23 protein-coding genes are annotated in these 25332 nt (G+C 61.2%); 11 read left to right on the forward strand and 12 right to left on the reverse strand.

The annotated features are described in order from the left end of the window. Positions 1–75 precede the first annotated feature (75 nt). Positions 76–2025, forward strand: coding sequence for a sialate O-acetylesterase (locus DX908_RS09555; protein ID WP_116392115.1), 1950 nt, complete (start codon positions 76–78; stop codon positions 2023–2025). Between the two features lie 21 nt (positions 2026–2046). Here the strand turns inward: DX908_RS09555 and DX908_RS09560 are convergent, their stop codons facing one another. Then, the gene (locus tag DX908_RS09560; RefSeq protein ID WP_116392116.1) at positions 2047–2739 is read right to left on the reverse strand and encodes a queuosine precursor transporter; all 693 of its coding nucleotides are present in this window, start codon (positions 2737–2739) and stop codon (positions 2047–2049) included. A gap of 132 nt (positions 2740–2871) precedes the next feature. Here DX908_RS09560 and pxpA point away from each other — a divergent pair, with 132 nt between their 5' ends. From pxpA to DX908_RS09575, 3 genes are read left to right on the forward strand one after another with little or no spacing between them, the layout of a single operon-like run. Further along, positions 2872–3621: a 5-oxoprolinase subunit PxpA gene (gene pxpA, locus DX908_RS09565; protein ID WP_116392117.1), complete on the forward strand. Its 750-nt coding sequence runs from the start codon at positions 2872–2874 to the stop codon at positions 3619–3621. Beyond that, positions 3618–4241: a 5-oxoprolinase subunit B family protein gene (locus DX908_RS09570; RefSeq protein WP_116392118.1), complete on the forward strand. Its 624-nt coding sequence runs from the start codon at positions 3618–3620 to the stop codon at positions 4239–4241. Before pxpA ends, DX908_RS09570 begins: the two co-directional genes overlap by 4 nt. Next, a complete protein-coding gene (locus tag DX908_RS09575) occupies positions 4238–5179 on the forward strand; it encodes a 5-oxoprolinase subunit C family protein (protein WP_116392119.1) in 942 nt (313 codons plus the stop codon). The genes DX908_RS09570 and DX908_RS09575 overlap by 4 nt, the downstream gene beginning before the upstream one ends. Before the next feature lie 10 nt (positions 5180–5189). On the opposite strand, the gene DX908_RS09580 is transcribed toward DX908_RS09575, so the two are convergent. Next, positions 5190–5654: a DUF3576 domain-containing protein gene (locus DX908_RS09580; protein WP_116392120.1), complete on the reverse strand. Its 465-nt coding sequence runs from the start codon at positions 5652–5654 to the stop codon at positions 5190–5192. Positions 5655–5868: 214 nt separating this feature from the next. Here DX908_RS09580 and DX908_RS09585 point away from each other — a divergent pair, with 214 nt between their 5' ends. Beyond that, positions 5869–7125, forward strand: coding sequence for a porin (locus DX908_RS09585; protein WP_158548637.1), 1257 nt, complete (start codon positions 5869–5871; stop codon positions 7123–7125). Positions 7126–7141: 16 nt separating this feature from the next. Here the strand turns inward: DX908_RS09585 and DX908_RS09590 are convergent, their stop codons facing one another. Beyond that, on the reverse strand, positions 7142–7744 hold the full coding sequence (locus DX908_RS09590; protein ID WP_158548639.1) for a thiamine phosphate synthase: 603 nt from the start codon (positions 7742–7744) through the stop codon (positions 7142–7144). 10 nt (positions 7745–7754) lie between these two features. On the opposite strand from DX908_RS09590, the gene DX908_RS09595 reads away from it, so the two are divergent. Both DX908_RS09595 and DX908_RS09600 read left to right on the forward strand, forming a co-directional pair. Continuing rightward, positions 7755–8438 (forward strand): YggS family pyridoxal phosphate-dependent enzyme, encoded by a 684-nt coding sequence (locus DX908_RS09595; protein ID WP_116392123.1) that lies wholly within the window; start codon positions 7755–7757, stop codon positions 8436–8438. A gap of 8 nt (positions 8439–8446) precedes the next feature. After that, positions 8447–9097 (forward strand): response regulator transcription factor, encoded by a 651-nt coding sequence (locus tag DX908_RS09600; RefSeq protein ID WP_116392124.1) that lies wholly within the window; start codon positions 8447–8449, stop codon positions 9095–9097. Here the strand turns inward: DX908_RS09600 and DX908_RS09605 are convergent. From DX908_RS09605 to DX908_RS09620, 4 genes are all read right to left on the reverse strand, one after another. Further along, positions 9094–10254, reverse strand: a complete 1161-nt coding sequence (locus DX908_RS09605; protein ID WP_116392125.1) for a glycosyltransferase family 4 protein — start codon at positions 10252–10254, stop codon at positions 9094–9096. The two genes, DX908_RS09600 and DX908_RS09605, sit on opposite strands and share 4 nt — an antisense overlap. Before the next feature lie 433 nt (positions 10255–10687). Next, a complete protein-coding gene (locus DX908_RS09610; protein ID WP_116392126.1) occupies positions 10688–11638 on the reverse strand; it encodes an isoaspartyl peptidase/L-asparaginase family protein in 951 nt (316 codons plus the stop codon). Then, positions 11635–13089, reverse strand: coding sequence for an alanine/glycine:cation symporter family protein (locus tag DX908_RS09615; RefSeq protein WP_116392127.1), 1455 nt, complete (start codon positions 13087–13089; stop codon positions 11635–11637). Before DX908_RS09615 ends, DX908_RS09610 begins: the two co-directional genes overlap by 4 nt. 61 nt (positions 13090–13150) lie before the next feature. Beyond that, positions 13151–14971 carry a DEAD/DEAH box helicase gene (locus DX908_RS09620; protein WP_116392128.1) on the reverse strand — a complete coding sequence of 607 codons (1821 nt, stop codon included), beginning with the start codon at positions 14969–14971 and terminating at the stop codon, positions 13151–13153. A gap of 324 nt (positions 14972–15295) precedes the next feature. On the opposite strand from DX908_RS09620, the gene putA reads away from it, so the two are divergent. Then, positions 15296–18385 (forward strand): bifunctional proline dehydrogenase/L-glutamate gamma-semialdehyde dehydrogenase PutA, encoded by a 3090-nt coding sequence (putA, locus tag DX908_RS09625; protein ID WP_116392129.1) that lies wholly within the window; start codon positions 15296–15298, stop codon positions 18383–18385. Positions 18386–18418: 33 nt separating this feature from the next. On the opposite strand, the gene zapE is transcribed toward putA, so the two are convergent. Next, a complete protein-coding gene (gene zapE / locus DX908_RS09630; protein ID WP_116392130.1) occupies positions 18419–19567 on the reverse strand; it encodes a cell division protein ZapE in 1149 nt (382 codons plus the stop codon). Positions 19568–19645: 78 nt separating this feature from the next. Between zapE and DX908_RS09635 the strand changes: the two genes are divergently transcribed. Continuing rightward, the gene (locus DX908_RS09635) at positions 19646–20632 is read left to right on the forward strand and encodes a threonine ammonia-lyase (protein ID WP_116392131.1); all 987 of its coding nucleotides are present in this window, start codon (positions 19646–19648) and stop codon (positions 20630–20632) included. On the opposite strand, the gene DX908_RS09640 is transcribed toward DX908_RS09635, so the two are convergent. Next, the gene (locus DX908_RS09640; RefSeq protein WP_116392132.1) at positions 20620–21078 is read right to left on the reverse strand and encodes an arsenate reductase ArsC; all 459 of its coding nucleotides are present in this window, start codon (positions 21076–21078) and stop codon (positions 20620–20622) included. The two genes, DX908_RS09635 and DX908_RS09640, sit on opposite strands and share 13 nt — an antisense overlap. Further along, the gene (locus DX908_RS09645) at positions 21075–21422 is read right to left on the reverse strand and encodes an ArsR/SmtB family transcription factor (RefSeq protein WP_116392133.1); all 348 of its coding nucleotides are present in this window, start codon (positions 21420–21422) and stop codon (positions 21075–21077) included. Before DX908_RS09645 ends, DX908_RS09640 begins: the two co-directional genes overlap by 4 nt. 165 nt (positions 21423–21587) lie before the next feature. Here DX908_RS09645 and DX908_RS09650 point away from each other — a divergent pair, with 165 nt between their 5' ends. Both DX908_RS09650 and DX908_RS09655 read left to right on the forward strand, forming a co-directional pair. Further along, positions 21588–22139, forward strand: a complete 552-nt coding sequence (locus tag DX908_RS09650; RefSeq protein ID WP_116392134.1) for an outer membrane beta-barrel protein — start codon at positions 21588–21590, stop codon at positions 22137–22139. A gap of 162 nt (positions 22140–22301) precedes the next feature. Then, on the forward strand, positions 22302–22829 hold the full coding sequence (locus tag DX908_RS09655; RefSeq protein WP_116392135.1) for an outer membrane beta-barrel protein: 528 nt from the start codon (positions 22302–22304) through the stop codon (positions 22827–22829). 88 nt (positions 22830–22917) lie between these two features. On the opposite strand, the gene DX908_RS09660 is transcribed toward DX908_RS09655, so the two are convergent. Both DX908_RS09660 and creD read right to left on the reverse strand, forming a co-directional pair. Beyond that, complete coding sequence (locus DX908_RS09660; protein WP_116392136.1) at positions 22918–23709, reverse strand: succinate dehydrogenase iron-sulfur subunit; 792 nt, start codon at positions 23707–23709, stop codon at positions 22918–22920. 174 nt (positions 23710–23883) lie between these two features. After that, complete coding sequence (creD, locus tag DX908_RS09665) at positions 23884–25302, reverse strand: cell envelope integrity protein CreD (protein ID WP_116392137.1); 1419 nt, start codon at positions 25300–25302, stop codon at positions 23884–23886. Positions 25303–25332: the final 30 nt, after the last annotated feature.

Below are 25332 nucleotides of genomic sequence, written 5' to 3' on the forward strand. Positions count from 1 at the left end.
GCCGCGGCATTGGAATTTTCCCGCTGATAGCGCTACCAATGCGCAAACACAAAACACCCATGGGAGGGAAAAGCGATGAAACAGACCTTGCTTGCGAGTGCCGCCATTCTGGGCAGCCTGTTTGCTGCGGCAGAAGCCGCGCCGGAGCTGGCGCCGATTTTCTCTGATTCCATGGTGGTTCAGCGCGGGGAGCCGATCCCCGTCTGGGGCACAGCGACGCCGGGGGCCGAGGTCACGGTCTCGCTGGGTGAGGCGGCGAGCGGCACGGCGACGGCGGGTGAAGATGGCCGCTTCCGCGTCGATCTCAGCCCGCAATCGGCCAGTGGGCCGTACGAGCTGACGGTCAGCGAGGGCCGCGACCGGGTGACGCTGGAGGATGTCATGGTCGGCGATGTGCTCCTCTGCTCGGGCCAGTCCAATATGGAATTCCCTGTCTCCCGCGCGCTCAATGCAGGCCGCGAGGTCGGCGCGGCGAATGATCCGCTGATCCGGCACTTCACCGTGCCGAAAGCTTATCTTCCCGAACCGACGATGGAGATGTCAGCGGATGCGAGCTGGCAGAAAGCAACGCCGGAAACCGCCGGGCACTTCTCGGCTGTCTGCTATTTCACCGCGCGCGACCTGAAACCGCATCTGCCTGCCGGGTTCGCCATCGGGCTCATCAACTCCTCATGGGGCGGCAGCCAGATTGAGGCGTGGCTGCCCAAGGCCAAGCTCGAAAAACTTGGCGGCAATGAGGCCGACCTCGCCCTGCTCGCGGAATATGGGGAGAGCCCGCATACAGCCTCGCTGAAGATCGGCGGTAAGTTCGAAAACTGGTGGAATGGCGCCATGCCGGAGGGCCCCGTGCCCTATGCGCCGGGGGCGGACGAAGTTGCGTGGAAAGACGCGCCCGAAGGATTGGGCAGCTATACCGATTGGGCGTCGGAGAACCTCGCCGGCAAGACCGGGCTCATCTGGTATCGCGGCACAGCAACCCTGACTGATGCACAGGCGGAGAAGGCGGAAATCTTGCGCCTCGGCCCGGCGGATGATGTCGACTATACTTGGATCAACGGCACCTTCGTTGGCACGACTTTCGGTTGGGGCGATCCGCGCAGCTATGACATCCCCGAAGGGGTACTGACCGAAGGCGAGAATGTCATCATCTCCGGCGTCTATAACAGCTGGGGCGCGGGCGGTATGACGGGTCCGGAGGATGTCATCTCCATCGAGATGGCATCGGGCAAGAAAGTGCCGGTCACGGATTTCAAATTCTGGTTCAGCCCGGACGGCATCGGCTCGCCGCCGCGTGGGCCATGGGAGTCGGTCAGTGGCCTGACGACCATCGGTAATGGCATGATCGCCCCGCTTGGCCCGACGAAATATAAGGCCGCCCTCTGGTATCAGGGGGAATCCAACGCGGATGAACTAGCCGCGATCTATGATGATCAGCTGATCGCGCTCGCCGAAAGCTGGCGCGAGCAGTCCGGCGTTGCGGACCTGCCGGTCTTTATCGCCCAGCTGCCGAATTTCGGCGGGCTGAGTGAGGGCGGCGGGGACTCGAACTGGTCCACTTTGCGCGAAGCCCAGCGTCAGGCAACGCTTGCCGACCCGAATATGGAACTCGTTGTGCTGATTGATGCGGGCGACCGCTGGGATATCCACCCGCCGAACAAGCAGGTGGTGGGCCAGCGCATGGCTGACTGGATCAGAGAGGCCGTCTACGGACAGGATATCGAGGCGGGCGGCCCTGTGCCGGTGAAAGCCGAGCGCCGTCGGCGCCGGACGATTGAAGTGAGCTTTGACCGTATCGGCGGCGGGCTGATGGCGGCGGGCGGCATGGCCGGCCCGTTCGCTGTCTGTGGTGCCGAGGGCTGTGAGCCTGCAACCGCCACCCTGCGGGATGAAAAGACTGTGGACGTCACGATCCCTTCTTCGACCGAGGTACAGACGATACGCTATTGCTGGGGCGATGCCCCGGTCTGCACGCTGTTCGGCGAGGATGGCGAACCTGCAGTGCCGTTCGAGCTGACCGTCGAATAGGGGTAACTATCACGGCACGGATTACTTCTTCAGTGAGAAGGGGGAGAAATTCGTGCCGCGGTCAAAGATCTCGACCCCTTCGGCCTTTTTCAGCTGTCCGATCACGTAATAGGTGACAGGGGTCAGGATCGCTTCCCACACGACTTTCAGGACATAGTTCAGCATCATGACCTGCAGGATCTGGCTGATCGACCAGACGCCTAAGAATGCGACGGGATAGAAAATCAGGCTGTCGATCCCCTGACCAACGACGGTCGAGCCAATCGTCCGTTGCCAGAGATGTTTGCCTTCGCTCATCAGCTTCATCTCTGCCATCACATAGGCATTTGCGAATTCCCCCGCCCAGAAAGCGATGAGGGAGGCAAGCACGATGCGGGGCGTCTGCCCGAAGACATAGGCGTAATGCTCCTGTCCGCCCCAATCCTCAGCAGGCGGCAGGCTGACCACCGCGAATGCCATGAAGACGGCGAATAGGTTAGCGGCAAACCCGGCCCAGACGGCCCGGCGCGCACCGGCATAACCGTAGACTTCGGTCAGGATGTCGCCCAGCACATATGACAGCGGAAAGAACAGGATACCGGCGCCGAATGTCGCGCCAAAGACGTCCGCGATCTTGGCTGCCCCGATCAGGTTCGAGCACAGAAGAACGGCGACGAAGGCGCCGAGTGCCAGATCGTAATAGCGGAAATGATGGGCGGGTTTTTCGTCGGACATGGGGCTTTAATCTTTGCGGGTGATTGCCAACTTTGCGCTGGAGCGGAGGTGGCTGCAAGTCGTGGGTGGATTGAGGATGGGAGGCTGGCTTTGGTGTTTGAGCCATAAGGCCAATTGCGCCACTTTAGGACCATGACCAGAACGATCGATTTGAATGCCGATCTCGGCGAAGGCTGCGGCGATGACGAAGGGTTGATGGAGGTGATCTCCAGCGCCAATATCGCCTGTGGCGGCCATGCCGGGGATGAGATGTCGATGCGCACGGCCCTGCAGCTGGCCAAACGGCATGGTGTGGCGGCGGGCGCGCACCCTTCCTATCCGGACAAGGAGCATTTCGGGCGGCGGTCGATGACTGTAGAGCCTGAGGCGCTGCTAGAGACTCTCTCGATGCAAATTGCGAATCTTGCCGGTTTTGCAGCGGAGGAGTTCGTGACACTGCGCCACGTCAAACCTCATGGCGCGCTTTATAACGATGCCGCACGCGATCCGGCGCTGGCAGCGGTCGTGTTGGCCGCCATTCGGAAGGTGTTACCGGACGCCGCGCTTGTGGGCCTTGCCAATTCAGCGCTTGAGCAGGCCGCGCATGCGGCTGGCCATCCCTTCATTGCCGAGGGGTTTGCGGACCGTGTCTATACGGAAGAAGGGTTTCTTTTGCCGCGATCGGAAGAGGGGGCGGTGATCGAGGCGGAGAGCTGCCGGATCGCGCAAGCCTTGGCGCTCGCAAAGGGGCGTCCCGTAGCAACGGCGAAGGGCGATGACATCACGATCCCCGTCGAGACGATCTGCGTTCATGGCGATACGCCCGGCGCGCTCAATAGTGCAAAGGCGATCCGCGCCGCGCTGGAACATGACGGGCTGGCCGTCAGGGTGGCGACCCCATGATGCGGGCAAGGATGATTGGCGATGATCTGGCGGAGCTGGCGGTTGAAGACGGCGGGGCTGCGCAGGCAGTTGCGGACCTCCTGCGCGAAAGCGGCAGTTTCGAAGAGATCGTGCCAACCATGCGAAAGGTAGCCGTTCAGTTCGATCCTCTCTCCATCGAAGCAGAAGATGTGCTCACCCTGCTGACGAATGCGAAACGCAATGCCGTCGAGGGGGCGTCCGGTGAAGCTAAAACACTTGTCGTGCCCGTCCATTATGGCGGCAAAGACGGCCCCGACATTGAGCTGGTCGCGGCCTCTGCCGGGCTATCGGTTGCGGAGTTCATCGAGCTGCATGGCGCGCGCGAGTACCCTGTCGAGATGATGGGATTCACACCGGGTTTTGCCTATCTCGGCGGGCTCGATGACCGCGTGACAGCGGGACGACTTGAGACACCAAGGCCGCATGTGCCGGCGGGGTCTGTAGGCACAATCAAGGGGTTCTCCTGTATTTATGCGCTTGCCGGTCCCGGCGGCTGGCCGATCATCGGGCGGACGGATTTCCCGCTTTTTGATCTTGATAAAGAAGATCCCTTCCGCCTTGTCCCCGGCATGAAGATCCGGTTCGAGGCTGCGCAATGACGCTTCTCATCAGTGAGCCCGGCATTCAGACGACGATCCAGGCAGGCGCAAGGCGGGGCCTGCGTCACAAGGGCGTGCCGGTATCGGGGCCTGCGGATGAAATTTCAGCCGCGCTCGTCAACCGGGCTGCAGGCAATCGTCCCGATGCGGCGCTTCTTGAGATCACCTATGGCGGCTTTGCGGCGGCTCTTGATGGCCCGCTGACGCTCGCGGTCGGCGGGGCTGAGGCGGAGATCACCGTCAATGGGCTGAAAGTCTCGCCGTGGGCGCCGATCAATATTGGCCGAGGACGGCGGGATATCCGCATCGGCCCGGCCATAAAAGGCGCGCGGGTCTATCTTGCTGTACGCGGTGGTCTGAAGGCGGATCAGTTTCTGGGCTCCTGTTCGACCTATCTGCCGGCAGGCTTTGGCGGATATCAGGGGCGAGCCCTGAAGGCGGGCGATGAGCTTGTCATCGCAGGCACCGATGCCATCGCCGAACCGGCAACGGTGCCGGCCTCGCTACGGCCTTTCGTCTCGGAAGGCTGGTCTCTGCCGGCGCTTGCCTCTGCCGAAACGGACTGGCTGTCCGAGACATCCCGCGCCCGCCTGTTCGGTGCGCCGTTCATTGCGGGGCGGCAGATGAGCCGTATGGGGATTGAACTCGTAGGCGATGACCCGCTGGAAGTCCGTGAGAAAGGGCTTCCTTTCAGCGCGCCGGTCTTTCCGGGCACGGTGCAATGCCCGGGCAGCGGGCATCCCTTCATCCTGTCGGCGGATGCCCAGACGACGGGCGGCTATCCACGAATTGCCCAGATCATCCGCGCGGACCGTCATCGGCTGGGGCAGATCCGCCCCGGCGATCAGGTGACCCTGACAGAGGTGACCGATGCGCAGGCGCGCAAAATTCTGGCCACAAAAAAGGCGGCTCTCGCCGCCTTCCTGATGTCAAAATGACGTATGGGGATCAGCCATCAAGGCTGTTCAGGCGCAGCTCGCGCGCGCGGGACAGGATCGCGTTTTCGATCTCGCGGGCGGTTGCCGGGTTCACCGGGGCATCGACCCAGCCATAATCCGTGAGCTGCTGGCGGAAGACCGTGACGCGCAGCGCGTCGGCCCGAAGCGCCGTGTCGAGGATATAGACATTCGTCTTGAAGCGTTCCTGCGGCACCTGCGGGTTGCCGTACCAGTCAGTGGCGATGATCCCGGCAAGGGGATCGGCCTTGTCGACCGGCATGAAATCGATCGTGTCGAGCGATGCCAGCCACAGATAGCGGTTCACATTGGTCGGCACGCTGCCACCGCGATCAGCCTTGATCAGCGGCGCATCCCGGCCCGGGACCGAAACATCGTTGTTAGCGCAGGCGGCGAGAACCGCTGCAGCTCCGGCAATGCCGAAAATTTTGAGCATACGAAAACGTTCCGGCGTCATAGCCTGTCGACCCTTATTCATTTTGGCCTATACCTAACCAGTCGGCCCGCGGCGTCAATGCCACTCGCAACAGGAATATGCACGTGTCATTCCTGCCACGTTATCCTGTAACCGTAGAAGTTTGCCGTCGAGTTTATTTGTAAGCCGCCGAATTACCTGCCAGATAAGGATGAGAGCGCTCCACAAGGGCGTAAAAATGATGAGGAAATGTCTGATGGCGCTTCGGCGTAAGCATGCGTTGAATGGGCTGGCAGGGGCTTTTGTCTCTTGCCTGGCACTCGGCGTGGCTGCGGCGCAGGACGAAAACCCCATTGAAGTGTCCGGTGAGCTCAGTGTTGTTACGGGTGTTGTCGATGGCGAAACGAAAGCCGACGCCAATGCCGAGCTGAACGTCACTGCGACTCACATCCTCAACAATGGCGTCGAACTGGGCGCGTCCGGTTCTGTCAGAGCCGATGCTGACCGGCCGTCGCAATATTATGCGGCCGGGCGTTATTCCTCGCTTCTGTCCGGTGGTGACCGTGGTGTCGGGCCCGAAGGCGGCGATGTTTTCCTTGAAGGCGCCTATCTTTTTGCCAGAGGCGGCTTCGGCAGCATTCATCTGGGCAAGGATGCCGGGGCGGCCAGCCGTCTGGCGGTGACATCTCCCAACATTTTCCGCGCCGTTGGCGTCAATGACTGGAAGACGGACCTGACCGGTCTCAATGACGTTCACACGATCAATGATTTCTCCGGCCAGTCGACCAAGATCACCTATATGCCGCCGCCGGGTTTCTTGGGCGGGCTGATTGGCCAGCTCCAGCTTGGCGTTTCCTACGCGCCGGAACTCGACAATTGCGGTGACCGTCGCTGCGCGCCTGAAGATGGCTTTGGCGCGCCGAGCGATGTGTCCCTTCTGGGCGCAAACCAGCGCTGGCAGGATGTGCTCGAAGCAGCACTTTACTACCAGAACGGCTTCAAGGTGCGGGATGACCGCCTGACGGTCGGTCTGAGCGCAAGTTACGTCACCGCCGACAAGGATGAGAGCGGCCAGCCGGTCGAACCGGTCGTCCCTGTCTTCGGCGATTACAAAGGCTACGCTTTCGGGCTGAACCTCGCTTACGGCAATGTGACCTTCGGCGGCTCGATGAAATCGACCAATGCCGGGTTCGATGAGAACCGGGATGAGGACTATCTCGCCTTTGACGCTGGGGTGACCCTCGAAGCGGGCGAATGGAACTTCATGCTAGGCTACGGGAATGCCGATGCCGAGCGCGATGCGACCCTGCTGGTCGGCCCGGCGACGCCGGATGCCGCTTTCGGCCGGCTCGACCGCGAGACCCAGACCGCGCAGGCCGGTGTCTCTTATGTCTTTGATCATGGCGTGACGCTGGGCGCTGCCGCGCAATTCGTCGACAGCCAGCGTGACGAAGCGATTGGTGGATCAGAGAATGCCGCTGCCGTCATGTTCGAAAGCTCGATCAAGTTCTGATCCGGCCCCGGCGGTCCTACCCGCTCCATGCGCCGATCACGCCCATTCCGTAAAATGGCAATCCATGCAGTCCGCAGGCGGAGTCTGCGGTCATTCCGCCAAGCGCAAAGGCGGGGATGGACATGCGCCGCGCCAGCGCCGCTGCGTTTTCTGCGCCGAGGGGCTGTGCATCCTCGTGACTGGCCGTTGGCCATACTGGCGAGACGAAGCCGAAATCCGCGCTCTTCTCTTCTGCAATCCGAGCCTCCGCCGCGTCATGAACGGGCCAGCTCACAAACCCCGTGGAGGGGCAGGCATGGCTGCCATCGGCTCCGGCCAGCACCATGCGCGCGGTCAAAAAGAAATGACCCTTTGCCTTGGTTACAGCCATCGTTTCCGCCGCCAGCGCCCGGCGTGCTTCTGCAGGCAACCCGTCATGGCGGAAGAGGACGGCAAGCGGCGGGACATCTCCGGCCTCCGGCACCTCGCGCAATAAAGAGAGAAGATCCGCCTGTCGCCGGTCATCTGTGAACAGGACCAGCGAGAAAGGCGGCAATGCCCCCGGCCATACCGGGGCGGCCTGCCGTAATGCCGTTGCGGCCTCACACAGGCTCCTGACATTTGACGCAATATCGGGCATCGGAGGGGCCATGACAGAAATTGATGTGATCGCAAACTTGAAGGACGTCGAGGCGAAAATCGCCGCCGCGGCGGAAGATGCCGCGCGCGATCCGGCGGAAGTGTTCCTCACGCTGGTCAGCAAGACCTGGGAGGCGGACGATATCCGCCCGCTCCTTGATGCCGGGCATCGCCGCTTTGGCGAGAACCGGGTGCAGGAAGCGCAAGGCAAATGGCCGGAGTTGAAAGATGCCTATGATAGTGTCTGGCTTCACCTCATCGGTCCGCTTCAGACCAATAAGGCGAAGGACGCGGTCCGGCTGTTTGATGTGATCGAGACCCTCGACCGGGAAAAACTCGCGCAGAGCTTCGCCAAGCTCGCCGAGGATGGCGAGCTGATCCCCGAACTACTCGTGCAGGTGAATACCGGTGAGGAAGAGCAAAAAGCGGGCGTCGCACCGAAGGCGGCAGCGGATTTTGCGCGCTACTGCCGGGATGACCTCGCCCTCCCGGTCACGGGGCTGATGGCCATTCCGCCTGCGGATGAGCCGCCGGCCCCGCATTTCGCGCTTCTATATAAGCTGTCTGAAGAGCTTGGCCTGCCGCGTCTCTCCATGGGGATGTCCGGCGATTACGAGACGGCCATTCATCTGGGGGCGACGGATGTCCGGGTCGGCTCTGCGATTTTCGGCCCCCGCCGCCCGAAGGAGGGGTAAGGAGCAATATGGCCGGTCAGATACGCCTTATCCTGCTTGAGCCTGACGCCGCCATCCGCGCGGCGCTGGTCGAACAGTTCGCCGTCGCAGGCGAATTCCACGCCATTGCCGCCGCTGATGTCGATGGCCTGCCGGATGAAGAGAGCAGTCTTTCGCATATCGATGTACTGCTCACGGATGAAGCGCGGCCCGAAACGCTGTCTGCCGCTGCCGCGCGCGGCTTTCGGGGGCCGGTTATCGCGTTCAGGGCAGGTGAGGGCGTTCAGATACGTCTTGAGCGGCCTTGCCGGTTCTCAACCCTTGCCGCGACCATCCGCTCGGCCCTTCATGATCATACGCGTTCGGAGGATGCCCGTTTCCAGCTCGGGCCATACGAGTTCAGCCCGGCGGAACGCGTGCTTGCGGTTCCCGGCGAGGAACCCATCCGCCTGACCGACAAGGAAGCGGCCATCCTGCGCTATCTCTACCGGGCGGGCACGCGGCCGGTCAGTCGCGAGGAGCTACTCGGCGAGGTCTGGGGGTATCAGTCGGGGATCACGACGCACACGCTCGAAACCCATATCTACCGGCTGCGCCAGAAGATCGAGCCTGATCCCAGCGAGGCAAGGCTGCTGATCACGGTCGAGGGCGGCTATCGCCTCGGCCAGACGAACGCCTAGCGCCGCGCAAGGATTAGATCATTGGCAATGGCGACGACCCGTCTGGCGTTCGCCGCCCAGGTGAGATCCCGCTCAAGCAGCACCTGACGCGCGGCCCGGCCGAGCCCCTCACGTAGCGCGGCATCCTCTGCCAACAGATCAAGCGCCTGATGGAAAGCGCGGGTATCGCCTGGCGGGGTCAGGAAGGCGGTCTCTCCGTGGGTCACCACTTCGCGGATATTGGGCTGGTCGGGCGCGATGACCGCGCGGGCCTGCGCCATATATTCCTGCAGCTTGAGGGGGGAGGCATAGGCGGTGACCGCTGGCTGCAAGGCAATGTCGAATGCCGCGATATGGGCGGCGACTTCGTTGCGCTGGACGACGCCTGTCACGGTCAGCCGGTCTGCCACGCCCAAGCGTTCGGCCTGAGCTTTGAGGGAAGGTGCGGCGGGGCCATCCCCGACCAATAGAAGATGACAGGACTTACCCGTTTCGGTGGCGAGCCAATCGACGGCGCGGTCGACCCCGTGCCAGTCGCGGACAAATCCGACAAAGCCGAGCACCAGTGGCTCGGTGATCTCATAGGCGGCGCGAAGGTCCTTACCGTCGGACAACTCGAGCGTTGCTTCATCGACACCGTTGGGCACGACATGGATCCGCTCTTTGGGGACGCCCTGCGCTTCGATGATCTCACCCAGCACGCCAGTCACCGGCAGGACGGCATCGGCGGTCTGCCAGATGTGCCGCTCAGAGCGCCGGGCAAGGCCCTCCAGCGCCAGTCCGTCATTTGAGGCACGTTCATCGGCGAGCGGTGAGTTCACTTCGAGAATCAGCGGCAAATTCAACGATTTGGCGACTTTTTCTCCAGCATAATAATAAAGGTTGTAGCGTTCGTAGATAATGTCGGGCTCGAACAGCTTCGCAGCCCCCCTGAGGCGATGTGACGCAGGGAGGGAGTAGCCCCACTCGGCGAGCTCATAGAGGGGCTTGGGGAGGTGTGATCCGCGAGGGCCATCACTCCCAGCCGACAACCTTTGGGGGGTATCCGGTGTCGATATCCCCTCGGGTCCACAGATCAGGACCTCGTGGCCTAATTTCAAGAATGCCCTTGTCAGCGCATCGATATGGACGCGTTGGCCATCCGCCGAGCGGGTGCGATGGGAATAGAGAATGCGCATTAGGACATTGCTGTGCCGTTATTTCGTCTGGCTTGTCACGTTGATACGTGAGTCATCATTTTTTTTAGTTGATGTCAGCAATGTTATTCTATATCTCCGTTGCCAGAGGCAATGATACCGTGTTCTTTGGTCTCTAATGTCTCTCGTAACCCGCCACTGTCACTTGCGTAACAGTTGTGACTTTGGTCGCCGCCATCGGTTTTTGCATGTCTCTCTCCCCCTTCCCCGCACTTACCGATGGCGGCCCTTCCGGCTTCTCAGCAAAGAAATCAATTTGCGATTAAGTCTCGATATCACTAATCGATAAGAATCCTGTCCGCTGCTCATCCTCTCTCCCCCCTTGGAGCACGGGCGGGTAGGGGTCGCTGCCGTAAGGTAGCGGCCCCGCTCGGAGAGGTTCGTCGGCGGCTTACTGAGGCTGTCGAGGCAGCCCTCAGTTCATCTCTTCAAAGACACCGACGGTTGGGCGTGCATCATCACTGACCATGCCGCGAACCATACCGTCCGAGGTAAAGGGCATCGCGACATTCCCTTGAGCGTCAACCGTGACGATGCCGCCCTGGCCATCTCGGCCCTCGCCAGCAGCATCCATTTCGGCAATCGCGGCGGCGGCGGCCTCAGCGAGCGACTGCCCGCCATACTCCATGCGTGCGGCGACTGAGCGAAGGGCGGTGAAGCGGATGAAATACTCGCCATGGCCTGTGGCAGAGCCCGCCATGACGCCATTCTTGGCATAGACCCCAGCGCCGATATTCGGGCTGTCACCGACCCTGCCCGGGATTTTTGCGCCATATCCGCCCGTCGAGGTTCCTGCAGCGAGGTTCCCGCAGCGGTCGAGCACGGCAGCACCGACGGTGCCGTGGTCCTCAGGATCGGATTTCGGCGTGTTGCTCAGGAAATAGTCAGGCGAGACGACGGTCGCGCCTAGCTTCGTCACAGCAACCTCACCCCTGTCACCGACCATCATCACATGGCGGGTTTTGTCCATGACAAGACGCGCCGCTGTAATCGGGTTCTTCACATAGCGCATGGAGGCAACAGAGCCCGCATTGAGGGTCTGGCCGTCCATGATCGAGGCGTCGGTTTCGACGAACCCCTCCTGGTTCGCGATCGCGGCGCGTCCGGCATTGAAGAGACCAGAATCCTCCATCTGAGTGACCACGTCCTCGACGACATCGACGCCGTGAGCCCCGCGTTTGAGGTCATTGCGTGCACGGCCGAGCATTTTTCGCATGAAAACGAGCTTGGCTTCGGGCACCTGTCCGGCGCGGGCCGTGCCGCCATGGACGACAAGCACGAAGTTCTCCTGAGCACGGCAGGGCGTCGTGTCAGCCGCAGCACCTGAGGTTAGGGCCGCGGCTGCGATGAGCGCCGAGACGCTCATTCGTGGTGCTCGCCGGAGGCGATTTTCTTACGGGCCTCTTCATTGGCGAAATACGCCTTGGTGAGTTTGAAGATCAGCGGACTGAGGAGGACCAGCGCGATGAGGTTCGGCGCCGCCATCAGGCCGGTCAGCGTATCAGCAACCAGCCAGAACAGGTTCACGAGGTTGGCGACTTCGCCTTCGAAAACGAGCGCAGCAGCACCGAGGAAGGTGACAAGGATCCATGAGATCCGGAACGGAATAATCGATTTCGTTCCGAACAGGAATTCGCAGCACCGCTCGCCGTAATAGCTCCAGCCAAGGATGGTGGTGAAGGCGAAGATCGTCAGCGAGACGGCGACGATATGCTCGCCGACCCCTGGCAGGCTCGAGCCAAAGGCGGCTGCCGTCAGCGGAGCTGCCGTATCGCAACCAGCAGGTTGACCGTTCATCAGGAAGGTCGCTGCGTTCTCTGCTGTCGGAATACATTCCGGACCCACGATACCGGAGGTGAGGATAACGAGCGCCGTGATGGTGCAGACGATCAGCGTGTCGATCACTGTACCGAGCATAGCAACGATGCCCTGGTTCACCGGATCAGTGTTCTTCGCAGCAGCGTGCGCGATAGGCGCTGAGCCCTGACCAGATTCGTTTGAGAAGATGCCGCGGGCGACACCTTTCTGCATAGCCAGCATCATGAGACCGATCGAGATGCCGGTTCCCGCACTGCTGAGACCGAAGGCGCCGGTGAAGATCATGTTGAAGGCACCGGGGATCGCATCGGCATGCATAAAGATGACGATGAGGCCGGCGCCCAGATAGCCAATCGCCATCAGCGGAACGAGCTTGGTGGCGACATTGGCGATGCGGGTGATGCCGCCAAGGATAACGGCGCCGGCAGCCAGCGCCAGCACGCCGCCGGTGATCAACGGGCTGATCCCGTAATTGGAGTTGAGGGCATCGGCGATGGAGTTCGCCTGGATCGAAGCGCCTGTGCCCCAGGCGGCGAGGACGCCAAAGCTGGCGAAAATGACAGCGAGCCAGATCCAGCTCTTACCGAGACCGTTCTTGATGTAATACATCGGCCCACCAACGTGGCGGCCGTCTTCATCCGTCTCACGGAATTTGAGGGCGAGGACGCCCTCGGAATATTTTGTGGCCATGCCGACAATAGCGGTCATCCACATCCAGAAGACTGCACCCGGTCCGCCAATCGCGATGGCGGCGGCGACCCCTGCAATGTTCCCCGTCCCGATGGTCGAGGAGAGGGCCGTCATCAGCGCGCCAAAGGGCGAGACGTCGCCCTCTGTATCCTCACGCTTCCGGAACAGCTGCCCGATGGCATAGGGCAGCCGGATGATCGACATCAGCCTTAGACCGAAGGTGAGATAAACGCCCGTCAACAACAGTAACGGGATCAGGAAGTACTGACTCCAGACGAAGCCGTTTATCTCACGAATGATATCTTCCATCGGTAGCCCCTCATGACGGATTTATGACCGCCGGACATTAGGGGCCCTTTCAGGCGTCTGTCTACCGCGCAGCCCGGCCTTGCGTGCCGTTCTTGCGTGGTGGGCCATTCCGGCGCTGGGCGGGTTTGCCCGGCTTGCCTTCCGGGCGGCGTCCATCCTTGCGCGGCGGGCGTTTGCCCTCAGCGCGCGCGGGCCAGGCAGCGTCAGATTTGTTGCCGGGGCGTGTGTCACGGCCCTCAGGGCGCGAGCCTTCTGCCCGTTTTGGACGCTGGTCCTCTGCGCGCTTGGGGCGCTGGCCATTCCGGTCGTCGGGACGACGATCCGGGTTCGGCTTGCGGCGATTGTCGCTGCGGCCTTCGCCCCGTGTGTCACGGCGGGTCTCACCGCGCGCCTCATCGCGAGAAAAATTGCGTTTATCGCCGCGCGTATCGTTGCGCTTGTCTCCGCGATGATCACTGCGCGTGTCACCACGGGCATCATCATTCGAGCGGGCCTTATATGGCCGGCGACGATCATCCTGCCGCGCCGGACGTTCTGAACGTTCTTCGAACCGGCGGCCTTCTGCGGCCGGTGCATCCTCAGCCCTTTGGGCGGGACGGGCACCGCGCGGTTTGCGGTCCGCGCCTTTTCGATCAGCAGGCTTGCGATTGCGGGGATTGCGCGATGTCCGCGCGTTTCGGGCTTCGCTCTGCGCTTCTTCCTCACGCTGAAGACGGGCTTCGGTCGGGGTCTTCTCGGCAGAAGGCTGCGGCAGGTCACCGGGCAGGGCCAGCATCCACAGCTTGCTTTTCGTCACGCGCTGGATGTCCTTGAGGAAGCCGCGCTCATCATCAGCGATGAAGGAAATGGCTTTGCCTTCGGCACCTGCACGGCCCGTCCGGCCGATGCGATGAACATATTGTTCGGGTACGTTGGGCAGCTCGAAATTGATGACATGGGTCAGGCCCGAAATGTCGATCCCGCGCGCCGCGATGTCGGTTGCGACCAGCACCCAGACCTTGCCGGAACGGAAGGCGCCAAGCGCGCGCTCGCGCTGGTTCTGGGACTTGTTGCCGTGGATCGCGACGGCCTCAATGTCATGCCGGGCAAGCTGTTTAACGACGCGGTCGGCGCCATGCTTCGTCCGGGTAAAGACAAGGGCGGATTTGACCTCATCCTGTTTAAGGACATGGGCAAGAAGCTGCGGCTTCACGGTTTTGGAGGCATAGAAACCCTGCTGCTCGACGCGCTCGGCTGTCGTGCTTTCAGGCGTCACGGAAACCTGCACCGGATCACGCAGATAGGTGTCAGCCAGCTGTTTGATGGATTTCGGCATGGTTGCCGAGAAGAACAGCGTCTGGCGTTCCTTGGGCAGCAGGCGGACGATCCGTTTCAGTGAATGGATAAAGCCCAGATCAAGCATCTGGTCGGCTTCATCGAGCACCAGCATCTCAACACCGTCGAGCGTCACCGCGCCCTGATCGATCAGGTCGAGAAGACGGCCCGGGGTCGCAACCACGACATCCATGCCGGCGGACATCTGGCGGATCTGTTTCTGGATTTTCACGCCGCCGAAAATCGTTGCCACGCTCGGGCGGACTTTGCGGCCATAGGTCGACACGGATTTGGCAATCTGGCTCGCCAGCTCGCGCGTCGGGGCAAGGATCAGCGCACGCATCGTTTTCGGCGCGGCGCGGCCCATGTCGCGGGCCAGGCGGTCGAGGATCGGCGCGGTGAAGGCGAGGGTCTTGCCGGTGCCGGTCTGGGCGATGCCGAGCAGGTCGTGGCCTTCAAGGATAAGCGGGATCGCCTGCTCCTGAATCGGGGTCGGGCTGTCATAGCCGCCCTCGGTCAGGGTGGAGGAAATCGCTTCGGCAAGGCCAAAGCCGGTAAAATCAGTCATGGAGATACAATCTAAAAAAGGCGGCAGCCCACAGCCCCTTCCGGGCCATGCGGCGGTCGCATGCGGTTCGTAAACGACCCGCGTGAATAAGGGGCGTCAGTTCGGTGACGTCAGGGACAGACCGGATCCGGCGAGCATCGCCCGGAAAAGCTTCACGCTGTCTGTGTCGGCATGAGCATGTCATGCTCGTGCCGCGCAGATGGGCGTTTATGGGGCGACTGTCAACAAAAGCCGAACGACCGCCGACTTTTCTTGAAATCCTGCGTATCCTCTTGCAGAGGCGGGGAAAAAGCCGGGTTTCGGCAAGTAGTTCGAGGAGGTTTCATGGCCATTCCGCATTTTGAGGCAGAATATGCCCCGTCCGACATGACTCTGGTGCGTGCCATGCTGGCACGGAATGCCGTCGATCCCGCATTTAAAAAGCGCGTGCAGGACCGCGCCCTTACCTATGTCGAGGCGATCCGCGATGCCCCGAAAGGCGCGGGCCTTGAAGACTTCATGCAGGAATACTCACTGACGACCAAAGAAGGGCTCGCCCTCATGGTCCTCGCCGAGGCGCTCCTGCGAATTCCTGATGAGGAAACGCAAGACAAGCTGATTGCCGACAAGCTCGGCGAGGGTGACTGGGATTCGCCCGATGGCGATGAAGGCTGGCTCCTGATGGCGGCAAGCTGGGGCATCGGGCTTTCCGCCCGCATCGTCCGCCCCGGCGAGACACCGGGCGGAGTCATCCGCAATCTTGTCCGCCGGGTCGGCAGCCCCGCTGTCCGCATCGGCACCCGTCAGGCGATGAACTTCCTCGGGCGGAATTTCGTTCTCGGCGAGACGATCGAGGCGGCGATGGAGCGCGCCAAGCGTCAGGAGAAAAAAGGCTACCGCTACTCCTATGACATGCTGGGCGAGGGCGCCCGCACGATGGAAGACGCAAAGCACTATTACGACTCCTACGCGCACGCGATTGACGCCATCGGCTCTCGCGCGAAAAGCAATCAGCCGCCTGAGGACCGCCCCGGTATCTCGGTCAAGCTCTCGGCGCTCGATCCGCGCTATTTCCTGAAGAACCGCGATGAGGTGATGGACAATCTCGTCGCCCGCACGCTGGAGCTGGCAAAAAAGGCGAAGGCAGAAGATCTCAACTTCACCATGGACGCCGAAGAGGCCGACCGGCTGGAAATCTCACTGGAGATTTTTCGCAAGCTCGCCATGGCGGAGGAGTTGAAGGGCTGGGACGGTCTCGGCCTTGCGGTGCAAGCCTACCAGAAACGCGCGCCGGAAGTTATTCACTATATTGACGATCTGGCAAAGGCGACGAACCGTCGCTTCATGCTACGGCTCGTCAAGGGCGCCTATTGGGATACGGAGATCAAGCGCGCGCAGGAGCGCGGGCTTGATGATTTCCCGGTCTTCACGCGCAAACCCGCAACCGATCTTTGTTATCTTGATTGCGCGCGGACATTGCTTGATTGCCGTCCACGGATCTTCCCGCAATTTGCCACCCATAACGCGCTGACCATGTCGGCCATTATCGAGATGGGCGGCAAGGAAGGCTTTGAGTTCCAGCGCCTGCACGGCATGGGCGAAGTCCTCTATGATGCGGAAGTCGTGGACAGCGGCATCCCGGTGCGCATCTATGCACCGGTCGGGGGGTATAAGGATCTTCTCGCCTATCTCGTTCGCCGGATGCTAGAGAATGCGGCGAACTCGTCATTCGTTGCGCAGATCGCCGATGACCGCATCCCGAATGAAGACTTGCTCGAATTCCCGCAGGAAGAGCTGCGCCCCGATATCGAGAATGGTGAACCGCCCGTCCACCCGCTGATCCGGACGCCTGAACGCATCTATCCTTTGCGCCGGAACTCCAAGGGGCTGGAGCTGGGTCATCAGCCGCATATCGATGTGCTCCGTGGAGAGATGGATCGTTTCCGGGGCCCGCGTGAGCCGCTCAACGCGATCATCAATGGGGTCGATCACCGCTTTGTGGGCGAGACCCAGCCGATCCTCAATCCCTCACGTCTTGACCAGCCGGTCGGTGAATGGCGCGCCAGCGGCAAAGCGGAAGTCGATGCCGCGATGGCGGCGGCAAAAGCGGCGTTCCCTGACTGGAATGCGCGCCCTGTGGCTGAACGCGCCGACATCCTCCGGCATTTTGCGGATCTCATGGAAGAGCAGATGCCGCACCTCATCGCGGTCATCGCGCATGAGGCGGGCCGCACCATCGATGACGGCATTGCGGAGGTTCGTGAGGCGGTCGATTTCTGCCGCTATTACGCCAATCGCGCTGAAGAACTGATGGTGACCCAAGAGCTGCCCGGCCCGGTCGGTGAGAGCAATATGTACCATCTCGAAGGGCGCGGCGTGTGGGGCGCGATCTCGCCCTGGAACTTCCCGCTCGCGATTTTCGTGGGGCAGGTCGTGGCCGCTCTCGTCACCGGCAACACGGTCGTTGCCAAGCCTGCTCCGCAGACGCCCTATATTGCGTGGCGCGCGGTCGAGCTGATGCTGGAGGCGGGTGTGCCCTCCGGCGCGATCAGCCTTGTGCTGGGCGCTGGCGAAACCGGGGCTGCCCTTGTGGGGCATAAGGACATTTCTGGTGTTGTCTTTACGGGCTCGGTGCCGACGGCAAAGGCCATCAACCGGACGCTTGCGGAAAAAGACGGCCCCATCGTCCCGCTGATCGCGGAGACGGGCGGCATCAACGCCATGGTCGTTGATTCCTCGGCCTTGCCTGAACAGGTGACAGATGCCGTCATCGCCTCGGCCTTCCGCTCGGCGGGCCAGCGATGCTCCGCCCTCAGGCTGCTTTATGTGCAGGATGATGTCGCGGATGACATGATCAAAATGATCAAGGGCGCCGCAGAGGCGCTTGCCATCGGTGCGCCGATGGATTTCGGTATGGATGTCGGTCCGCTGATCGACAAGGATGCCTGCGAGCGGCTGGAGACGCACTGGAAAGAGATCACCCAGCACGGCAAGGTAGTCTATGAAGGCAAATCACCGGTTGGCGGCACCTTCTTTGCGCCGCGCATTGTCGAGCTTGATGCGCCGGATCGTCTGCAGGCGGAGGCTTTCGGGCCGATCCTGCATATCTGCCGCTGGAAGTCGAAGGATCTGGATAAGGTCATGGCCGCCGCGCGTGGCACAGGCTTTGGCCTCACCTTTGGCATTCACAGCCGGATTGAGGGTCAGAAACAGGCGCTCGCAGAGATGGCGCCGGCGGGAAATGTCTATATCAACCGCAACCAGGTCGGCGCGATCGTCGGGGTACAGCCCTTTGGCGGACATGGCCTCTCGGGCACCGGCCCGAAGGCGGGCGGCCCGCTCTATCTCACGCGCTTTGTCGAAGAGAAACATGTCTGTGAGGACACAACAGCCGCAGGCGGCAACGCATCGCTCATTGCCCTGAGTGACGAATAAGGAACTCTCCTCCCCCGCTTGCGGGGGAGGTGTCTACTCCGCTGCCTGTTCCGAGACGCCCTCATGTTCCTGTGAGAGATAATCCCGGCTGCGCATTTCATGAAGGCGGCTGGCCGTCCGCTGGAACTCGAATGCGCCGTCCCCTGACGGATAAAGCCCGTCGGGCTCTGCTGCTGCCGAACAGATCAGCATGGCGCGCGCCTCGTAAAGCGCATCAATGAAGGTGACAAAGCGTTTGGCTTCGTTCCGGTTTTCCGGCCCCAGAAGCGGGATGTCGTCGATGAAGACGACGGGGAATTCGGATGCGAGGGTCAGATAATCGCCCGGCCCGAACTTCTCACTGCACCAGTGTTTGAATGCCCCTCTTGCCACTCCGCGCGAGGCACACGGAACATGAAGGCTGCGGCGCCCGACATCGATTTCCATCGGCGCGATCTCGCCGCGCGCGGTCATGCGCGCGAAAAGCTCGTCCATCCTCGCGGTGGCGTCCTTGCCCAGCGGCGAGAAATAGACCCGGTCCCCTTCGAGATGACCCAGCCGGTAATCCCGGGCGGCGGAAATCTCCATCACCTCCAGACGCTCTTTCAGAAGCGCGATGGCGGGCAGGAAGAGCTGACGGTTAAGCCCGTCCTTGTAAAGATCATCAGGATGCCGGTTCGAGGTCGCCACCACCACCGCGCCCAGCTCAAACAGCGTGCCGAACAGCCGCCCCAGCAGCATGGCATCGGTGATGTCCGACACCTGAAACTCATCGAAACATAAAAGATGCGCCTCGGAGAAGACGTGGTTCGCCGCATGCGGGATCGGATCGTCGAGCGAGGCGCTCTTCATACGCGAGGGGTGAGCGCGACGTGTCTTTTCGTCCATTGCGCGCCAGTCGCGGATGAAACGGTGAGTTCGCTGCATGAAAGCATGAAAATGCACCCGCAGTTTTGCCCGCACCGGCGCCTTCTCGAAAAAGAGGTCCATCAGCAGGCTTTTGCCTGCCCCGACCCCGCCCCAGAGATAGAGGCCCTTTGGCGGCTTAGGGGTTTTGCGGAACAGCCCCTTTGCCGCCGGATCATATCGCTTGAGGGATTTTGCCAGCCGGTCGAGCGCCTCGGCGCCTGCGCGCTGGGCGGGATCGGGCTGCAGCGTGCCGTCGCGCACCATGGCGTCATAGGCGGAAAGCGGTGAAGGCATGGAAATCCTGTTTGGCTGACGGTACAGGCGGGCGGGAACGCATGATATAGCCGCCTCAGTCGGGGAGACAATTCACAGATGATCGACGCTTCGGTGACCTTCGCAGATATCAAGGCAGCCGCCGAACGGCTGAAGCCCTATATCAACCGCACGCCGCTGTTGCGCTCGACGGTGCTCGACATGCGCTCGGGCGGCACGGTGTTTCTGAAAGCCGAATGCGTTCAGCGCACGGGCTCCTTCAAGATCCGGGGCGCGCTCAACCGCATCCTGCAATTGACAGAGGATGAGCGCAAAGTCGGGGTCGTTGCCTATTCATCCGGCAATCATGCGCAGGGCGTAGCGCTTGCGGCAAAGCTGGCGGGCGTCGATGCAACGATCGTGATGCCGGAAGATGCCCCTGAGGTGAAACGCGAGCGGACCCGGCGCCTTGGCGCGGAGATCGTCACCTATCAGCGCCTGACCGAGAGCCGCGAGGATATCGCCGCCGGGATCGCCGCCGAACGCGGTGCCGTCCTTGTGCCGCCTTTTGAGGATCCGCACATCATTGCGGGGCAGGGGACGTCGGGCCTTGAGATCGCCGAGGAGATGATGCGTCTGGGGCGCGAGATCGACCAGGTCATGGTCTGCTGCTCAGGCGGCGGATTGGCGGCGGGGGTGGGTATCGCCATGAAAGAGCTCAGCCCAAAGACAAAACTGATCACGGTCGAGCCCAATGGCTATGATGATGTGAAACGCTCACTCGTTGCGGGCACGCGGGTCACCAATGTGCCGGGCAGCAGTTCGATCTGCGATGCGTTGTTGCTACCCACCCCGGGGCATCTGACTTTCTCGATCCTCAAATCGCTGGGAGCGACGGGGATCTCGGTTTCCGACCGTGAGGCGATGGGTGCCATCCGTTTTGCCGCTGAAGAGCTGCGGGTTGTCGCGGAACCCGGCGGCGCGGTCGCGCTGGCAGGCGTGCTCTATGGACATGTCGACAGCCGCGACAAGACAACCGTCGCGCTGATCACCGGCGGGAATATCGATACAAAAGTGCTGGATCAGGCGTTGCGTTACGCGGCCTGACGGGCGCGGACAAAATCATCGATCCGGGCGCGGATATCGGCGAAGACTTTGTCGAATTCGGCCTTCTTATCCTCATCGCTGCCCGTTGCGGCGGCTGGGTCGGGAAATGACCAGTGGAGCTTCTCCGGCATCTGCCCGCCGGGGCGGACGGGCCAGACGGGGCAGGTCTCACCGGCCGCATTGTCACAGACCGTGATGACAATATCCATCAGCGGCGCATCGGGCGCGGCAAATTCATCCCAGCTTTTCGAGCGTGGCGCGCCGCCATCCCCGGTCACGACCGGGATGTCATGTTTCTTCAGGGTAGAGAGCGCAAATGGGTTCGGGCCGCCAACCGGTTTCGATCCGGCGGAGAAGGCGCGATAGCCGTCAATGGAATTGAGATAGCTTTCAGACAGGATCGACCGGGCGGAATTCCCGGTACAGAGGAAAAGGACGTTGGTCATGTCGCCTCGAGGGCCTGGCGTGCAGCTTCCCTCATATCATCGATCCCGCAGATCTCCTTGTCCGAGCTGCAGCAGTCACGCAGCAGGAACTCAACAAGGCCGTGAATGCCGCTGTAATTGGCGCGGTAGATGATCAGCCGCCCATCCCGCTCTGAGGTCACAAGACCCGCCAGCAGAAGTTCCTTGAGGTGGAAGGAAAGGGTCGAGGACGGAACGCTCACCTGCTGGGCCAGCTCTCCGGCAGGCAGGCCCTTGGGGCCGGCAACGACCAGCTCTCTTAACACCTGAAGACGGGTGGTTTGAGCCAGCGCACTGAACCCGGTTGCGGCGTCCTTGATTTCCATTTCGGTCTCTCCTCCGTCGGAAGGGAACTCTTTTGCGACATTGCGGCCCAAGCACAAGTGATGTTCCTGAGAGGCACGTTTAGAAGAATTGAAATTCCGCAGGGGGCTCCACATCTCCCCGTCTGTCGGCACGCCCGCCGAACAGAATGTTTTTGAGGAATTTCAATGACTAAAGTAAGTGCAGTGGCTCTTGCAGCCCTTTCGGCCGCCCTTCTTTCCGGGACGGCCCTCGCCGGTGACGGCAATTCGAAAGCCAGCGTCGGCTACACAGCTGCCGATTTCGATGACGCAACGCTCGGCCTTGCGGTCGCCCGCTATAATTACAGCTTCACCGACTATCTCGCCGCTGAAGGCGAAATCGGTTTCGGTATTGTCGATGATGATGTCAGCGACGGCGTTTTCTCCGCCGATGTCTCGGCTGATTTCACCTATGGCCTCTTCGGTGTCGTCCAGTATCCGTTCGATGACCGCGGCTCGAATGTATTTGCCCGTATCGGCTATATGGACACCGATCTTGAATTCGATGTCGACGGCTTCGGCGACATTGATGTCGGCGCGGATGGCGCAGCCTACGGCATCGGTGCCAACTACTTCTTCAACGAGCAGTCCGGTGTGCGTTTCGACTACACCCGCTTTGATGCGGATGTGGACGAAGACGGCGTCGAAGCTGACGGCGAAGCCGATCTCTACGGCATTTCCTACGTCTTCAAATTCTAATTTGATGACGTCATTCGCGGAGAAGCCCGGCCACACCAGCCGGGCTTTTCTGTGTCCAGCGTCTTTCCGGTCACTGGCCAAAAGCCTAAAATCACGCGCATAAGGGCCCATTCGGCGCAAGTTTTGCGTCATGCGAAATATATCGGGCTTCCGGAGAGAGTTATGCGCCAGTTTTTCCCTATTCTGGGCGGTATTGCCGCCACCATGCTTCTGGCTTCGGCCGCACATGCCGGTGACGGCAAGTCGCGCGCGAGCTTTGGCTACACCCATTATGACTCAACGGGTGGTGAGCTGGGCATGATCACCGCCCGCTATGGCTACCAGCCTTACAAATATATCGGCATCGAAGGCGAGCTGAGCACGGGCATCGTTGATGAGACCGTGACGGTCGGCACGCAGACCGCCGATATCGGTGTCGACATCGCCTACGGGCTTTATTCGACCGTACAGGTCCCGTTTGACCGTCTGGGTTCGAATGTTTTTGTCCGCGCAGGCTATCAGGAAATTCATTTCGATCTTGAATCCGGCGCGACCACGGCAGAGGGCGAGCTTAAAGGCCTTGGCTATGGCGGCGGGCTCAATGTCATGTTCACCGTCCATCACGGCCTGCGCATGGAATATACGCGCGTAGAAGGCGAGGATGACGAGAACGCCGATACCTATTCGCTGTCCTACGTCCTGCGCTTCTAGGCACGCGGAAGACTTCACCGGGGGGTGATCCGACCACGAAAAAAGCCCGGCAGCGATGCCGGGCTTTTTTTATCCGTTACTGGAAGGCCTAGCGGCGCTCGACCTGCATCCGCTTGATCTCGTTGATCGCCTCTGCGGGGTTCAGCCCCTTGGGGCAGACATTCACGCAGTTCATGATCGTGTGGCAGCGATAAAGCTTGAAGGTGTCTTCAAGCGCGGCAAGTCGCTCATCGGTCTTGTCGTCGCGGCTGTCCTTGATCCAGCGATGCGCCTGAAGCAGCGCGGCGGGGCCGAGATATTCATCCTGGCCGTCCTTGTTGCCGTTCCACCAATAGGACGGGCACGACGTCGAGCAGCAGGCGCACAGGATACATTCATAAAGCCCGTCGAGCTTCTCGCGATCTTCCGGGCTCTGACGGTGCTCGGTCTCGGGCTCGTCATCCGCCTGAAGATAGGGCTGCACCTCGGCATGCTGCTGGTAGAATTTCGAAAGATCTGTGACGAGGTCTTTGACGACCGGCTGGTGCGGCAGCGGATAGATCGAGATGTCGCCCGAGCCCAGCTCATCGAGCCCCGTGATACAGGCAAGGCCGTTCTTGCCATTGATGTTGAAGGCGCAGGACCCGCAGACCCCTTCGCGGCAGGACCGCCGGAAGGCGAGGGTCGAATCGAAGTCGGATTTGATCTTGATGAGGAGGTCGAGGACCATCGAGACGCCGGTGACATCGACCTGATAGCTGTCGACGCGCGGGTTCTCTCCGTCATCGGGATCATAGCGGTAGACCTTGACGGTGCGGATATCGCCGCCGTCCGCCTTGGCCTTGTGGACGCGGCCCTTGCCGGTGATTTTCGAATTCCGCGGGAGGGTGAGTTCGACCATGTGGTTTCGGCCTCATGAAGAGAGATGGATTTTTCCGGCTTCCGATAGCAGGGCCCGCCGCGGAGTGCAAAACGACAGATTGGCGCGCTGCTGCCGATGATTTCGGTAGAAAAATCACCTTGATGATCGGTTAAAGGCCCCTTGCCGCTAAGACAAAGGGCCTTCCGGTCAGGATCAGGTGGTCTGGGCGTCAGGCTTGCGGCCCCCTACACCGTACCAGTCGATATTCCGTGTCACGAACATGGTGATGGCAAGCGCCGTGAACGCGCAGGACGCCCCGATCAGCAGCGCGAAATCCTCGGACTTCATCAGGAGCCAGATCAGGCAATAGACGCCCGCAAAAGCGAGGGCCGAGACAATGCCGCCTGCGCGCCGCCTGAAAATGCTGGCGGCATAAAATCCGGACAGGAGGACAGTGACGACCGCCATGCCGAGAAAGGCCGTATCGAAGGGCACATGCTCGGACAGGGCAAGGACCATCACATAGAACAGGACCTGCGCAAGGCCGATCAGGATATATTGCGAAGGGTGTGCCCGGGATTTGTAAATGATCTCCAGCAGGAACACGGTCAGGAAGATCAGGCCCATAAACAGGAGCGCATATTTCAGCGACCTGTTGATCTTGCCATAGGGCGTATCCGGATTGACGAGATTGACGGAGAGCATTTGCCGCATCAACTGGCTGCCGACCTCCTTGTCCGCCATGAAGCTGTGCGCCAATGGACGGGACAGAGAACTGGTGCGCCAGCCTGCCTCAAACCCCTCCTCGGTGATGGTACGCGAGAGAGGTGAGATGCTTCCCGTCATACCGGGATGCGGCCAGTCGCCGGTCATGGTCACGTCGGTTGAATCGCCAAGCGGCGCAAATCCGATACTGCCGCCCCCCGACAGGGTCATCTGCAGCTCATAGTCAAAAGCCTGCGGGCGTATACCGACCGACAGTGGAGCGCTGAGGCCAGAAATGACCCGGCGGTCGGATGTCTCCCCGGGTCCATCGATGATTTCATATCCGGACTGAAAGGCCGGGGTCTGAGGTGTGCCGTTGATGCTCAAGGCCGGCGCGCCTCTCACGCCGGTCAGGCTGTGATGGGATGAAAGACCCATGGCGATCCGAGCCTCACTCCATAAAAGCTCCGTATTCTGCGGAACGGTGATAGATTTGGGGTCGAACCGGCCGTTCACGCGAACGCCTGCCTCATAGACGGTTGCGGTAAAGATGGAGCGATGGCGTTGTTCTGTTGCAAGATCGATATCGGCGGTGACCGTCTCGGGCAGCAGGATATAGGTCCGGCGGACGGGCATGACCGGCGACTTTGAGTCCTTGTCGAAACGGTATCCCTCGACCTGTTCGACCGCCGGGATGATCAGGAAGGGGCCAGCCAGCTTCTGCTCGCCGCCTTCGCGCTGATAGATTTCTTCCGTAACCAGACTGGCCCGGCCTGACCTCTCATAGACGAGTGCATAGATGAAAAGCGCCGGGATCCACATCATTAGGGCCAGAAGGCCGACCAGAATGAATTTGAGGCCCACGGCGCGGGTCTGTTTGGGGAGGAGTGACCTTGCGGCCTCCTCCAGCGTGGTGTCGGACATCATGGTTCTCCCTCTGCTTATCCGCACGGGAGA

It is taken from the genome of Parvularcula marina, assembly GCF_003399445.1.
Taxonomy (GTDB): domain Bacteria; phylum Pseudomonadota; class Alphaproteobacteria; order Caulobacterales; family Parvularculaceae; genus Parvularcula; species Parvularcula marina.